This is a genomic window from Amycolatopsis melonis (assembly GCF_040064235.1).
Classification (GTDB): Bacteria; Actinomycetota; Actinomycetes; order Mycobacteriales; family Pseudonocardiaceae; genus Amycolatopsis; species Amycolatopsis melonis.
In genome coordinates this window covers 521,730-535,932 of record NZ_JBDZYD010000001.1, presented here as the reverse complement: position 1 = coordinate 535,932, position 14,203 = coordinate 521,730, and the positions used below count along the sequence as shown (strand labels likewise).

At 72.5% G+C, this 14,203-nt stretch carries 12 protein-coding genes; 2 read left to right on the top strand and 10 right to left on the bottom strand.

From position 1 onward, the window contains the following. Positions 1-74: 74 nt before the first annotated feature. From ABJI51_RS02500 to ABJI51_RS02475, 6 genes are read right to left on the bottom strand one after another with little or no spacing between them, the layout of a single operon-like run. Entirely contained in the window at positions 75-536 is a 462-nt protein-coding gene (locus ABJI51_RS02500) for a hypothetical protein (RefSeq protein WP_348947256.1), read from the bottom strand. A gap of 19 nt (positions 537-555) precedes the next feature. Further along, positions 556-4,686 carry a golvesin C-terminal-like domain-containing protein gene (locus tag ABJI51_RS02495; RefSeq protein ID WP_348947255.1) on the bottom strand — a complete coding sequence of 1,377 codons (4,131 nt, stop codon included), beginning with the start codon at positions 4,684-4,686 and terminating at the stop codon, positions 556-558. 32 nt (positions 4,687-4,718) lie between these two features. Continuing rightward, entirely contained in the window at positions 4,719-5,069 is a 351-nt protein-coding gene (locus tag ABJI51_RS02490; protein ID WP_348947254.1) for a hypothetical protein, read from the bottom strand. Positions 5,070-5,074: 5 nt separating this feature from the next. Beyond that, a complete protein-coding gene (locus ABJI51_RS02485) occupies positions 5,075-5,449 on the bottom strand; it encodes a hypothetical protein (RefSeq protein ID WP_348947253.1) in 375 nt (124 codons plus the stop codon). Positions 5,450-5,476: 27 nt separating this feature from the next. Then, positions 5,477-5,809, bottom strand: coding sequence for a hypothetical protein (locus ABJI51_RS02480; protein ID WP_348947252.1), 333 nt, complete (start codon positions 5,807-5,809; stop codon positions 5,477-5,479). After that, the gene (locus ABJI51_RS02475; protein WP_348947251.1) at positions 5,806-6,159 is read right to left on the bottom strand and encodes a hypothetical protein; all 354 of its coding nucleotides are present in this window, start codon (positions 6,157-6,159) and stop codon (positions 5,806-5,808) included. Before ABJI51_RS02475 ends, ABJI51_RS02480 begins: the two co-directional genes overlap by 4 nt. Before the next feature lie 185 nt (positions 6,160-6,344). On the opposite strand from ABJI51_RS02475, the gene ABJI51_RS02470 reads away from it, so the two are divergent. After that, entirely contained in the window at positions 6,345-6,839 is a 495-nt protein-coding gene (locus ABJI51_RS02470) for a DUF2690 domain-containing protein (RefSeq protein WP_348947250.1), read from the top strand. 282 nt (positions 6,840-7,121) lie between these two features. Next, the gene (locus ABJI51_RS02465; RefSeq protein ID WP_348947249.1) at positions 7,122-8,150 is read left to right on the top strand and encodes a winged helix-turn-helix domain-containing protein; all 1,029 of its coding nucleotides are present in this window, start codon (positions 7,122-7,124) and stop codon (positions 8,148-8,150) included. Between the two features lie 37 nt (positions 8,151-8,187). On the opposite strand, the gene ABJI51_RS02460 is transcribed toward ABJI51_RS02465, so the two are convergent. The 4 genes from ABJI51_RS02460 to ABJI51_RS02445 all read right to left on the bottom strand — a co-directional run bounded on the left by ABJI51_RS02460 (position 8,188) and on the right by ABJI51_RS02445 (position 14,162). After that, positions 8,188-11,460 carry an AfsR/SARP family transcriptional regulator gene (locus ABJI51_RS02460; protein WP_348947248.1) on the bottom strand — a complete coding sequence of 1,091 codons (3,273 nt, stop codon included), beginning with the start codon at positions 11,458-11,460 and terminating at the stop codon, positions 8,188-8,190. Between the two features lie 125 nt (positions 11,461-11,585). After that, complete coding sequence (locus ABJI51_RS02455; RefSeq protein WP_348947247.1) at positions 11,586-12,356, bottom strand: SDR family oxidoreductase; 771 nt, start codon at positions 12,354-12,356, stop codon at positions 11,586-11,588. After that, positions 12,353-13,105, bottom strand: a complete 753-nt coding sequence (locus ABJI51_RS02450) for an SDR family oxidoreductase (RefSeq protein ID WP_103352243.1) — start codon at positions 13,103-13,105, stop codon at positions 12,353-12,355. Before ABJI51_RS02450 ends, ABJI51_RS02455 begins: the two co-directional genes overlap by 4 nt. Before the next feature lie 97 nt (positions 13,106-13,202). Continuing rightward, positions 13,203-14,162: a quinone oxidoreductase family protein gene (locus tag ABJI51_RS02445; RefSeq protein WP_348947246.1), complete on the bottom strand. Its 960-nt coding sequence runs from the start codon at positions 14,160-14,162 to the stop codon at positions 13,203-13,205. Positions 14,163-14,203 lie beyond the last annotated feature (41 nt).

Sequence of the window (14,203 nt, the reverse complement as noted above, 5' to 3'; positions counted from 1 at the left end):
CCGCCGGGGGGGGTGGGGGGGGGCCGGGGGGGGGGGCCCCCCCCCCCCCGGGGGGGCCCCCCCCCCCCGGTCGGCTACCACCAGTCCGAGCACCGGACGGCCGGGTCCGGGTACACCGAGCCGCAGACGCGGAACTGGTAGTCGTCCGCCGTCACCATGGCCGGGGTGGTGGCGGATCCGCCGTTCCGGTTGTTGGGGAACGGCCCGCACTGCAGCCACGGCGACACCCGGCCGCCCGACCAGTCCATCCAGAACCGGTCACTGCCCGCCGGTGACGTCTTCCCGGCGAGGTGGGCCCAGCCCCGCTGCCTTCCGTTGATCGTGCCGTAGTACAGCGAGAAGTACACCGGGGTGGTGCCGGCGTTGACGACGAACCCGGTGGCGTACTTGCCGGTCGCGTCGTCCGGCATGTCGATGAATCCGTTGCTGCCGCCGGTGCATTCGCTCGCCGAGGCGTGCGCCACGCCGGACGGCCCGGCGAGCACCGTGCCGAGCGCGAGGGCCACCGCAGCGGCCACGCTGGAGATCTTCCGCATTTCCTCTGTCCTTTCCGGATCAGCCGTAGTCGTGATGGGGAACGGTGCCGTCGGAGCAGAACACCATGCCGGAGGGATTCGCGTCCGCGGGATCGGCCAGCGCCATGCCCCACGGATTGCCTTCCTGTTCCCCGCGCGGCGGCTGTTCCCCTTCCGCCTGGCGGTTGCAGAATCCCCACTGGTGCTGCCGGGGCGGCAGCGCGGTGAAGTTGCCGTAGTTGCCGCTCACCACCGGATCGGCCGAGGTGCGTGCCGATCCGTCCAGGTTCATCGCCTGGCCGTCGCGGTAGAGGTACTGGCTCGGCATGAAACTGTTCAGCGCCACCGGTGTCCACGAATTCACCTTGCGCAGCGACAGATCCGCGCAGGAGGCGAAGTGCAGCTCCTGGTGGATCGGGGACGCCTGCGCGAACGGCGAGCCGGTGCCCACGTGCGGGTCGAAGAACAGGTTGTACACGTCCAGCGCGGTCTGGGCGACCCCGTTCGGGATGTTCTTCAGGTCGCGCCCGGCCTTGACCTGGTTGGCCCACCGCGCCACCTGCGAGGTCAGGTAGTCGCTGCCGAGCGCGGTGCGCAGCGCGATCGCCCCGCCGCCTGCCCCGTGCGCGACGACGCAGTCGACCGTTCCCCCGGCCGCACCCGGCATCTGGACCAGCTGGGGAGGCGCACCGCCGAACCGGTACGCCCGCGCGTTGAGCACCCCGTGCTCGTTGCCGTTGACGTGCGTCGTCCGGTGGTTGTGCTGGTTGGCGTCCACCAGGTCGAACTGCAGATCGGGCGGTGCGATGCCGTAGTCGAGCTTCAGGGCCCCGAACAGGGCCATCAGCCACGCCGGGAGGTGGGTGTTGCCGGTGCGGTGCTGGTAGTCGACGTCCTCCGAGCCCGGCACGATACGCCCGTCGTCGCCCCGCAGGAACGACACGGTCGCCTGGGTGCGGATCTTGTACGCCAGGTCGTCGTTGAGGAACCAGTCCGGCAGGTACGCCGAGGACGGCCGGTGATCGGCGGCGTTGGCGAAGCCCATCCACTGCGCGATGCTCTTGCCCCGCGGGTGGTTCACCGGATCGGTGCCCGCCTGGACGACGTTGTCGCGCCACGCGGTGAACACGTCCTTCGTCGCCGCCCGGACGCACTGGTCGCTCGCCACCTCGCCGCAGACGGGCTTGGCGGCGACCTGACCGGTGAGGTCCATCGCCCAGTCGTAGATCGACTGGCGGCTGGTCATCTTGCCCGCGATCCAGCTGGCCGGGGCCAGGGTGTCCAGGTTCTGGTTCTCGTCGAAGTAGGCGACGTTGTCGACCTTGTCCTCGAGGTAGGTCCCCTTCACCGGGACCAGCGCGAGGGCGTCCCAGGCCACCGTGCCGACGTCGGCGGTGGTGTCGGACGCGGTGACGTTGCTCAGCTCCACAGTGGACCCGGGACCCAGCACGTGCACGCCGAGGGACTTCCAGTGGTTGAAGTGCTCGTGCTGGTTGATCACCCGCTCGGTGACCGTCCCGTTGGCGTTCTTGATCCGGTACACCGCGCTGCCCGCCGACGCGCCCGCCGTCGGGATGTGCGCACGCACCATGTAGGTGCCGTTGCCGGCAAGGCTCGGCTTCCACGTGCCGGTCACGCGCTTGGCCGGCTCACTCGCCAGCGCGTTGCCCGCGAACCACGTGTGCGCCCCCATCCCGGTCGCCACCTGGTGGAAGTTGATCTGGGAGATCGGCATGCCCGACGCCGTCTTGCCGAAGTCCAAAGTGAACGTCCCGTTGGGCGACCAGTCGACGCCGTTGCAGAAGATGTTCTGGTTCGGCGAACTCAGCTCGTCGACGATGATCGTGCCGGTGGGCAGGCCCTTCGTGCACGCGGGTGGCCAAGGGTTGTCGCCCGGCGGTTCCGGGTCGCCCGCCCGGCTGACGTAGGCCGAGGCCGCGCAGATGCTGGCGCAGTCGGCCTGCATCGTCACCGGCGCGTGCCACCAGCAGTGGAACGCAAGGTCGCCGTCGGTGTAGCCGCAGCGCTTGGCGGTGTCCGGATTGCAGTTGTTGCTGCTGGTGCACAACAGCTTGCGGTCCGGGTAGGTGATGGTGCCGCCGGTGGTGTTGCCGGGGTTCTTGATCGCCGCCCGGTAGGCTTCGTCGCCCTTGTAGTCCTTGATCGGCGTCTCGGTCCAGCCCAGCACCCGCTCCTGGTACGGCCATTCCCACGGCCGTGCCGCGTCGGCGTAGCTCTGCCGCAGGAAGACCGTGCGGCCGTCGCGGTAGGAGTCGTTGTTCGGGTTGTTCGTCCAGCCGAGACCCCAGTTGCCCGCCCGGTCGGTGCACGACGGGCCCGGCGTGCAGCCGGAGGTGTTGCCGGTGGCCGGGCTCGGCTGGATCCCGGAGTTGTACGCCCACAGCGCGAAGTACCAGTTCTCCACCTGGTCCGGATTGCCGCTGTTCATCCGGATGCCCATGTCCTGCAGGGTGTTCCACTTCTCCGCCAGGATCTGCAGGCCCGCCGTGATGTTCTCGGTGTAGTCGACGGCGATCTTCGCCTTGCCGTTCGGCGAGATGCTGGTGTCCGCCGCGCTCATGCCGGTGGTCACCTGGGCGATGCCGTAGCCGCAGTCGGCGTTGTCGTAGTCGATGGTGTCGAGGCCGCCCTTGGCGCCGTAGTAGTCGCCGATCAGCGGGTTGCCGCCGGACCCGGGCAGCGCGCGCCAGGTCGCGTGCTTGTAAGCGCTCTCCTGTGCCAGCACGCCGTTCATCACCACGGGCGGGACCCGGCCGTTGCCCGGCTTCAGCGCGGGCACGGCGAAGTCGGAACTGGGGCTGTACGCGGGAAGCCCGGTCTGCCGGTAGTTGGCGGGCCGCGACGGAAGCGCGTTGAGCGTGGCGAGGTCGACCGCCCAGGCCGCCTGCCGCGCGATCGGGCCGTAGACCTGGCGGTTCGGCGTGTTGCGGGGCACCGCGCACTTGGGCGTGGTGAAGTTGCCCTCCGCGGCACGCTCGCCCGCCGCGGTCATCCGCCGGGCCGGCACGCCGGTGCCGACCTTCTCCCCGGGCGTCAGCTGCACACCGGTGCGCAGCGTCTCGCCGGTACCGAGCCAGACCAGCGCGGCATCGCTGCCGAGTTCGTCGCGGTGGCCGCGCTTGTCCTCGACCGCCTTGGGCAGATCGGTGAGCGCCATCCGGCCTTCGGCGCTGACGTCACGTACCCGCATCTCCTGTGCCTCTTGCGCGGCTTTCGGCTTGGCGGAGGCGGTACCGGCACGGGCCGCCGTCGCAGTGCCGAGCAGCCGGGCCGGACCGGCGGCGGGGGTGACCAGCTGCGCCGCCGGGTCGGTGGCGGCCGCCTGCTCGGTGAGCTTGTGGTCGGCGAGGTCCAGCGTCCGCACCACGGTGCGTCCCCCGGCCCGCTCGGCGAATTCGAGCTTGCCGCCCCGCACGCCGGCGATCTCGACCCCGCCCTTGGCTTCGTGGACGACCTCGGCCTGCCCGGGTTTCTCCGCCCGGACACGCACGATCTGGCTGCCCCGCCGCAGGAACGTCTGCGCGCCGTCGAGCACCGGGTCGACGAACTGGCCGTCGAGCTTCGCGACCTGCGTCGCCTTGGCGGTGGCCGGGTCGATCGCGAACACGCCGGTCTTGGTGCTTTCGGTGTCGCTGTAGGAAAGCACGGCCGCGCGACCGCCCTGCCCGCAGCGCAGGCTGGCGCTGTTGATCGCGGCACCGGCGGCGACCGGCTTGACCGCGCCGTCGGCCAGGGCGACCGAGTAGACCAGGCCGCCACCGGCGAGGTACTTCGGCTTGTTCACTGCCCGGCTGGTGATCAGGTTGACCACGACGTGCTTGCGGTCGCTGGTCAGGCAGTACTGACCGAGCCACCGGTCGTCGGCGTCGAAGGGTTTCACGGTGGCCAGCGGCCGGAACGCGTAGGAAGCGCTTTCCCGGCCGACGAACAGGTGGAACCCGTCTTCGTCCCCGGAGCCGGTGACCAGCACGTCGTCCCCGGACGGCCAGTCCGGCGCCAGCGCGTCCAGCCGCTCGATCACCTTCTGCTGGCTGTCACTTTGCGGCGGCGGGCTTTCGTGGCCAGGCCCGTGCGCCTCGGCCGTGGCGGGTGCGACGATCATCGCCGCCGCGACCAGGCCCGCCAGGGCAGCGGCTTTCGGTCTTCTCACGTTCTTGCCTTTCTTGTTCCGCCGCGGGACGGCTACCAGCGAAGGCCGATGTTGGACGGCCCCTCGGGGCCTTCCACCTTCGCCTTGTAGAACCCGGTCGGGTAGTTGACGCAGGTGACCGAACGGGGCGGGTCCTCGGCACGGAACCGGTCGGTGCAGACGTAGCCCCGCGGGCCGGTCACCGTCCACCGGGCCTCGCCGCTGCCGTGTACGTCGAAATCGACGTGGAAGGTGGTCGTGCCGGTGATCTCCACGCCGAATTCGCAGGACGGGGTGGAACAGTCCGCGCTCTTGCCGCCCGCGCTGGCGATCTGCGGGAACAGCAGGCAGGCGCCCACCGCGACGACGGCCGGGACGGCTGCCCGGAAGAGTTTTGCCCGCACGTTTCTCAGCCTCCGGTCGGGTTGTCGAGCCAGCGCAGGCCGATCGTCACCGGGCCCGCCGGGCCGGTCACCCGCGCGTGGTAGCGGCCCTTGGGTGACCAGCTGCGCAGCCACGAGCCCGGGCCGGCGGCCGCGTCGAAGTCCTGGACGTGGTACCAGTCTTCGTCGAGGCTCCACAGTTCCCAGCGGCCGGTGCCGGTCCCGTGCACGTCGGCGTCGATCGACAGGCCGCCGCCCTTGTAGCCCGACACGTAGAGGTCGCACACGGTGTCCTGGCAGGTGGTGGAGAACGCGGCCGCCGAGGCGGCCTGCGGGACGAGTGCCGCGGCGGACGCGGCGAGCACGCCGACGATCGTCGCGCGCACAACAGTTCTGGGCATCGGTTTCCCTGTTTCGCGAAATGGGGGTCAGGCCAGGAAGTACGCGCAGTTGACAATCGCGTCGGTGTCACTGCTGGCCGGCTGGTACCGGGCTCCCGGCGGATAGGCCTTGATGCGGTAGAGGTTGCCGTGCTCCCATTCCGCGGTGCACATTTCTACGTCGGTCGCGTTGGTGAACTGCGTCAGGCCCTGCTCGTGCACGTCGGCGGGCAGGTCCCGGTACCACTGGTAGTCGAAGGTGTAGGAGGCACTGCGGCTGCTGACGATGTACCTGCCGGTGTCCGCGGACGCCGTACCGGGCAGGCAGGCCAGTGCGGCGACGGCGACGACCCCGGCTTTCGCCCAGGGAATCCCGGTCACCAGCGAAGTCCGATGTTCGAGGAGCCCTGCGGGCCTTCGACGGACGCCGCGTACCGGCCGGCGGGGGCGTTGAAGCACAGCCAGGATCCGGGTCCCGCCGCGGCTTCGAAGGTGAGGGTGCAGTAATAGCCGTTCGGCCCCCACACCTGGAAGCGTGCCTTGCCCTCGCCGTGCACGTCGGCGTCGACCGAGAGGGTTCCGCCGGGGAAACCGTCGACCTGGACGACCGAGCAGTAGCTCTGCGGGCAGGTCGCGGACTTCGGTTCGGCCAGCGCCGCCTGCGGGGCGAGCAGGAGGGCGGTGCCGGCGACCGCGGTCGCGGCCGCGCCGCGCAGAACAGGCTTGTACATGAGGATTTCCTTGTTCCGTGGGATGGACGACGCGATGATCTTGCGGCACCGGCTGACCGAATGGCAACGGTTTCAGCGCTGGCTGAAACCGCTTGCTCGACGGCGCTTCCGCCCGCACGCTGGGACGGCCCCGGGCCCGGGATGCATCGGAAAACGGATCAGGAAAGAAAAGTGAGCGGACGAGCATGACGACGAAATCCCTCTTCGGCAAGGCAGCGGCCGTCCTGGCACTGCTCCTCACCACGTTGGCCGTGCAGCCGGCGCAGGCGGGCGCAGCGACGGTCGCGCCCCAGAAGCTCGCCGCCGCCTGCGTGCACTCGGGCTGCCAGGGCCTGGACCCGCAGTCGACCGGCTGTTCGGCCAGCGCGTCCACCATCGAATCCTTCACCGCCTACTGGGGCGACCTCGTCGAGATCCGGCACAGCTACGACTGCGGTGCCTACTGGGCGCGCGTCCAGTCCAGCCGGGACAACCGCGACTTCCGCACGGCGATGCAGACCGGACGGTCCGACGGCTCCATCGTCCACGAAGAGGTGGTCACCGGGAACTGCTGGCCCAACGGCACCGGCATCCCCTGCGACCCGGTCTGGACCCGGATGGTCTCGGGTGCGCTGATCCGCGTCTGCCACGACTCCGCCAAGCTGGAGTGCACCGGCTGGCGAGCCGTCAGCTGGAGCTAGCCCGACGCTGCTGCGCCGGTCCGCGGTCGTGAGTGGTAATTCGGGTTAGAACCCTCATTACCACTCACGACCAGCCGCGGCAGAGCACCCCATGGCACGCCGGAAGTCGCACGGACACCCCCCACGCGCGTCCGTGCCGCCACCTTCGACGACCGCGGCGCCGGTGTCCAGAGGTTTCACCCTCCGCCGAAACCGGACAAAGCGGTCACCATGCAGGCGTGTGTGGCGGGTGTATGGCGGCTGCCGTCATAGTCGGCGCGACCAGGGGGAACCGGGGGGACGATGCTGCGCATCCATTTCGAGGCGGACGACCTCGCCCGCACGCGGATTCTGGAAGAGCCGGATCCGATGTGGGAAACGCTGCTGAGCAGCCACCAGCTCCAGGGCGGGGCGGCGCCCGCCGTGTTCGGCGACTGGCGCTCGTCGGTCCGCGCCCGGCTGGACCGGTCGGCGGCCCTGCTCTTCGCGCTGGCGCCGCCGCGCGGGTACTCGGTGGACTTCCTCACACCGGCCCTCGGCGCGTACGACCTCGACAGCGCGATCGACGGCGTGCTGAGCACCCCGCGTTCGGTGGTCCGGGCGGACCTGACCGCACTCGCGGCCGAGCGGCGCCCGCCCGCGTGGGCCCCGGCGCTCGCCGACGGGTGCCTCGACGTGCTGCGCCGCCTCGGGCACGCGATCCGGCAGTACTTCGCGGTCGCGCTCGCCCCGTCGTGGTCGGCGATCACCGGCCTGGTGCGCGCCGACCGCCTGCAGCGCGGCCACACGCTGCTGAACAGCGGTGTCGAGGGACTGCTCGCGACGCTGCATCCGACGGTCCGGTGGAACTCCCCGGTGCTCGAGGTGGCCTACCCGGTCGACCAGGAACTGCACCTCGGCGGCCGCGGGCTGCTGCTGGTGCCGTCGATGTTCTGCTGGCAGTCTCCGGTGACCCTCCTCGACCCCGGACGGCAGCCGGTGCTGGTGTACCCGGTCGGGCGCCGCCCGGGATGGTTCGGCGAGGCCCCGAGCCGCTCGGCGGAGCAGCTGCTGGGCCGCACACGCGCCGCGGTCCTCGAAGCCATCTGCGCCCTGTCCGCGCCGACGACCACCGAGCTGGCAACGGAGCTGCGGATTTCCGCGGCCAGCGCCAGCCAGCACGCAACGGTGCTGAGAGAGTCGGGCCTCATCACAACCGACCGCTCCGGCGGCGCGGCCCGCCACCGGCCGACGGGCTTCGGCTCGGCTCTGCTCACCCTCGGCCCGGCGAATCCCGCGCCGGTGAACGACATCCGGGAACCCCGGCGACGGCAGGCAGCGTACGCCTTGTGATACGCCGAGCGCTGTTGCCCACCAACTGAACCCGCCCTCAGCCCGATGGCCGAGCCGCGGAAACCTCCGCCAGCAGCGCACGCACCCGGACCATCACGGCTTCCGCCCCGCTGTCCCGCAGCGCCGCCTCAGCCTCCTGCGCGCAGTCGCGGGCCGCTTCGGGGTCGCCGGAGGCCAGCCGGACCCTTCCCTGGACGACCCAGGCGTCGGCCTCGCCGATCCGGTGTCCGGCCCGGCCCAGTTCCCCGGCCGCCGTCCTGGCGTGCTCTCCCGCTGCCGCCGTGTCCCCCGCTTCGAGGGTCGCTTCGGCCAGGCGGAGCCGGGCCAGCTCCGCCAACGGACGGAAGCCGCCGCGCTCGGCGAGGCGCAACGCCTCCGTTGCGTGGGCCGATGCCGTTGCCGGGTCGACCGCCGAGAGCCCGATCGTGGCGATGATCTCACCACGCCGGTAGCCCGTTTCCTTGGCCTGCTGCAACATTTCGAGGTAACACGCCCGCGCCGCGTCGGTCTCCCTCGCGAGCCGGTGGATGTGGCCCAGCTCGCCCAGTGCGTCCGTCTCGAACCGCCGGTTGCCCGCCTCCCGCGCGATCACCAGCGCCTGTGCCGCGCACGCGCGGGCCGCCGCGTCTCCGGCGATCCGGTGCACCGCGGCCAGCCGGGCCAGTGCGTCCGCTTCGTCCTCGCGTGAACCCAGTTCGCGCAGGACGGCCAGTGCTTCGGTGAGGACCGCGTGCGCGCGCCGCAGCTGCCCGGTCGCGCGGTAGCCGTAGCCGAGGTTGCACTGGGCGATGGCGGCCGCGTGCGGGGAACCGACCGTCCGGCAGATCTCCAGCGCGCGTTCGTTGCTCCGGATTCCTTCGGCGAGCCGTCCGTGGTCCAGCAGCGTGGCGCCGAGGTTGATCAGGCTGTTGGCCACCTGCGCTTCGGTGCCGCGCTCTTCGGCCGCGCCCAGCGCCGCCGTGAAGTGCTCGATCGCGTCCTCGAGCTGCCCGAGGTCGAGGTACACGACGCCGAACGCCTGCAGCACGGAGTCCGCGCCGTCGAGCGCGCCCGCGGCGAGATAGCACTCGCGGGCCGCGCCGAGTTCGGTGAGCGCCTGCTGGTAGCTGCCGCGGCTCCAGGCCAGCGCGCCGAGGCTGTGCCGCATGGCCCCGGCCGCGTGCCGGTCCTCCGCCCGCCGCGCCGCGGCCAGGCCCGCGGTCGCGGCCGCCTCCCACTCGGCGTCCAGCCGGTGCGAGTGGAAGAACCCGCGCAGCACGTCGGCGAGCCGCCAGGCGACGGCCGCCGGGCCGTGCTCGGCGGCCCAGCGGATGGCGGCCAGCAGATTGGGGTGCTCCGTCAGGAGCCACTGGCGTGCTTCCGCCGGGGCGAACGGCTTCTCGGCGGTCTCGGCGGGCCGCTCGTCCGGCAGGCGGCGGAAGTCCGGGTACAACGCCTTCGCGGCACGGTCGGCGATCCGCAGGTAGTACTCGAACAGCCGGCCGAGCGCCTCGTCGCGCGTCCGCTCCGCCAAGTCCGCCGCGCGACCGGCGGCGTAGGCGCGGACGAGGTCGTGCATCCCGAACCGGTCGGCACCGCGCGGCTGCACGAGGTGGCTCGCGACCAGCTCGCGCAGCAGATGCGCGGTGTGGAAGACGTCGGCACCGGCCAGCGCGGCCGCCCCGGCGAGGCTGATCTCCTCCCCCGGCACGCACCCGAGCAGGCAGAAGAACTGCGCGGCCGCGTCCGACACCGCGTCGTAGGAGAAGTCGAGGGTGCGCCGCAGGCCCAGCCGTTCGTCGCCGGGCACCTCCAGCTTGGTCAGCAGGTCGCCGCCGGTCAGTTCCGCGAGGTAGCCGGCCAGTGGCTGGCCGGGCCACCGCAGCAAGTTCGCCGCGACGATCCGCAGGGCCAGCGGCAGGCCCGCGCACAGCTGTGCCAGCTGCCGGGCCGCGTCCGCCTCCGCCTCGACGCGGTCCGCGCCGAGCACGGCGGCCAGCAGCGCGACCGAGTCGTCGGCGGACAGCTCGGGCAGCGGCAGGACGCGGGCGTCGAGGGTCGCGGTCAGCCCGGCGAGCCGGTCCCGGCTGGTGATCAGCGCCGCCGAGCCCGCGCTGCCGGGCAGCAGCGGCCGCGCCTGTTCGGCGGAGGAGACGTTGTCCAGGACGACGAGCACCCGGCGGTCGGCCAGCAGCGAGCGGTAGAGCGCCGCGGCGTCCGCCTGCTCGGTCGGCACCTGGCCGGGCCGGACGCCGAGCGCGTGCAGGAACCCGGTCAGCACCTGCATGGCGGGCACCGCAGGCGAGGGCGAGTAGCCGTGCAGGTCGGCGTACAGCTGGCCGTCCGGGAAGTGCGGCGCGGCCCGGTGCGCCCACTGCACCGCCAGCGTCGTCTTCCCGACCCCGGCAGGCCCGGCCAGCACGACCGCCGCGGGCCGGGGCCCGTCCGGGCGGACCAGCGCGTCCAGGGTTTCCAGCAGTGGCGCGCGGCCGACGACGGTGACCACGTCCGGCGGCAGCTGCCGCGGGCGGACCGCGGCGACGCGGCCCGGCTCCGGCGGTGCGTCGACGGCCGGGTCGCCGGTCAGGATCGCCTGCTGCATCCGGCGCAGCCCGGGCCCCGGTTCGATGCCCAGCTCGCCGGCCAGCACCGCACGCGCGCGCCGGTAGGCCGCCAGTGCCTCGTCGGTCCGGCCGCCGCGGTGCAGCGCCAGCATGAACAGCTCCCACGGCCGTTCCCGCAGCGGGTGCTGCCCGGTCAGCGCGCGCAGCTCGGCGGCCGCGACGGTGGGACAGCCGAGATCGAGCCACGCCTGCGCCCGGTGCTCGGCGGCACGCAGCCGCTTTTCTTCGAGTTCTTCGACGTCGGGCCGGAGCAGCTCCGGCACGTCCAGCCCGCTCAGCACCGGGCCGCGCCACAGCGCCAGCGCGGCACTGAGGTGTTCCATCGCGGCGGCGGGCGAACCGGCGGCCAGCTCGTCGGCGCCCCGGACGGCGAGCGCGGCGAACCGGCCGACGTCGGACTCGCCGTCGTCGACCCGCAGCAGGTACCCGCCCGGCCGGGTCTGCAGCCGCTCGGTGCCGGGGACGGCCGGGGTCGCGAGCACCCGCCGCAGCTCGGTGACGTAGGACTGGAGGTTCGCCACGGCCGAGGCGGGCGGCCGGCCGTCCCACAGGTGGTGCAGCAGCTGGGCAGCGGGGACGACGGAGTTCGCCCGGAAGAGCAGCAGGGCCAGCAGCAGCCGCGGCTTGCGGCGGGTGATGGTCAGCGCGGTGCCCGCGCCGTCGAGCACTTCGAGCGGCCCGAGGACGAGGAAGGCGTGCCCGCTCACCGTTCTGTCCTCCCGCTGCACCGCTCCGTCCCGCGCGGACGGCGGCCGGAGTGATCACACAGTATCCGGATGGGCGCCGACCGGCACCCGGCCACTGTCCACAAGTGACTTTCGCGGCGAGGACGTCACAGCTCGCCGACGGCCTCCTCCACCTTGCGCTGCAGCTTGTTCATCCCGCCGAGCCACCGGTCGGTCTCCGTGGCGCGCGTCGCGTAGTAGCCCGCGACCTCCGGGTGCGGCAGGACCAGGAACCGGTTCTCCGCCATCGCCGCGAACAGCGCGTCGGCGACCTGCTCCGGCTCGATCGCCGCCGCGCCCATGATCAGCTGGCCCGCGGTGCCCGTGCTCTCCAGCATGGCCGTGCGCACGCCCTGCGGGCAGATCGCCTGGACGGTGATGCCGCGGTGCCGGTAGGTCACCGACAGCCATTCGGCGAACGCCAGCGCCGCGTGCTTGGTCACCGAGTAGGGCGCCGAGCCGAGGCTGGTCAGCAGGCCCGCCGCGGACACCGTCGCGACGAAGTGCCCCTTGCCGCGCTCCAGCCAGGCGGGCAGCAGCAGGTTCGCCGCGCGGACGTGGGACATCACGTTGACGTCCCACGTGCGCGCCCAGACCTCTTCGGTGTTCTCCGCGCTGCCGAACGGGGCGATGCCCGCGTTGGCACAGAAGACGTCGATCTCGCCGAGCGTTTCGCGGGCGCTGTCCACCAGCCGGGCGACGCCTTCGGGGCTGGCGACGTCGCCGGCGAACGCCGTCCCGCCGACCTCGGCGGCGACCTCGGCGGCCTTGTCCCCGTCCAGGTCGGCCACGACCACCCGGGCACCTTCGGCGGCGAACCGGCGGGCCAGCGCGGCGCCGATCCCGCCGCCGCCCCCGGTGACGACGACGCCGGTCACAGGCCACCGCCGAGGGTCACGCCGCCGTCGAGGACGACGGTCTGGCCGGTGATCCAGCCCGCGTCGTCGGACAGCAGGAACGCCACCGCGCCCGCGATGTCGGACGGCACGCCCAGCCGCTTCATCGGGTACGCCGCGGCGACCTCCTCCTCGCGGCCTTCGTACAGCGCGGTCGCGAACTTCGTCTTGACCACGGCCGGGGCGACGGCGTTGACCCGGATCTTCGGTCCCAGCTCGGCGCCGAGCTCGACGGTCAGCCGGATCAGCGCGGCCTTGCTGACGCCGTACATGCCGATCCCCGGCGACGCGCCGAGGCCGGCGACCGAGGCGACGTTGACGACCGCGCCGCCGTGCTCGCCCATCCACGCGTCGCGGGCCCGCTTCGTCCAGCCCAGCGGGGCGAGCACGTTCACGCCGAGGATCTTGGCCGCGGCGGCCGGGTCGATGTCCAGCGTCGGGCCGTAGACGGGGTTGATGCCGGTGTTGTTGACCAGGTAGTCGAGCCGCCCGAACGTCTCGATCGTCTTCGCGACCGTCTCGTCCTGGTGGTCGGTGTCGTCGGCCTTGCCTGCCACGAACATCGCGACGTCCGGGCCGCCGAGGGAGCTGACGGCCTCTTCGAGGGCTTCGGGCTTGCGTGCGGTGAGGCACACCTTGGCGCCGCGCTCGACGAGCGTCTTCGCGATCCCGAGGCCGATGCCCCGGCTGGCCCCGGTGACGATCGCGACGCGATCCTTGAACGAGTTCACGGCAGCGTGTCTCCTTCGTGTGGTGCCCGGCACATACCAAGCAGTCGGTCAGGGGCCATTATGCGCGATGCGGCCGCCGTCTCAAGGCGGACCCGCGTCACACCCGCAGCACCAGCTTGCCGGTCGTCGAGCCCGACTCGATGCGCCGGTGCGCCTGCACGGCGTCGGCGAGCGGCAGGGATTCCACGTCGACCCGCAGGTCACCGCCGGCGACGGCCGCGACCGCCCGCCGCAGCGCCCGGCCCACGATCTCCGGCGAGACGGCGGAGAACGCGGCGAGGTTGAAGCCGGAGACGGTCTTGTTGGTGAACCACAGCTCGTTCGCCGGGATGCCGACGTCCGCGGCACCGGAGGCGTTGCCCATCACGACCAGGCGGCCCATCGGCGCCAGCCGGTCCAGGCTCGCGCGCCGCGCCGCCCCGCCGACCATGTCGACGACGACGTCGAACGCACCGGTGTCCGCGACCTGGTCCCGCAGGACGACCTCGTCGTAGCCGAACGCCTTCGCCGCGGCGATCTTGGCGGCGCTGCCGACCGTGCCGACCACCCGGCCGGCGCCGAGCAGGCGCGCGACCTGGCCGAGCTGGCTGCCGACACCGCCGGCGGCCGCGTGCACCAGCACGCTTTCCCCGGGCGCGAGCCGGGCCACCCGCTCGAGCACGAGGAAGGCGGTGGTGCTGTTGGACGGCACCGCGGCGGCGACGTCGAGCCCGGTGCCGCCCAGCGGCGCGACGAGGTCGGCGGAGGTCGTCACGACCTCGGCGTAGCCCCCGCTCGCCACGATGGTCAGCGCGGCGACGGGCTGCCCCACCGCCAGGCCCTCGACACCCGCGCCGAGCGCGCGGATCCGCCCGGAGACCTCGATGCCGGGCACGAAGGGCAGCGGGACGTCCACGACGCCCTGCCGGTAGAGGACCTCGGCGAAGTTGGCTCCGGCGTAGGCGACGTCGATCGAGACCTCGCCCGGGCCGGGCCGCGGAACCGGCACGGAAGCCAGGCGCAGGACCTCGGCGGCGCCGAACTCGGGGATGGTGACCGCTTTCATGCTGTTCGTCATGGCACCGATCCTGCGGCCGCGGGCGGGGACGGGACAGGCCC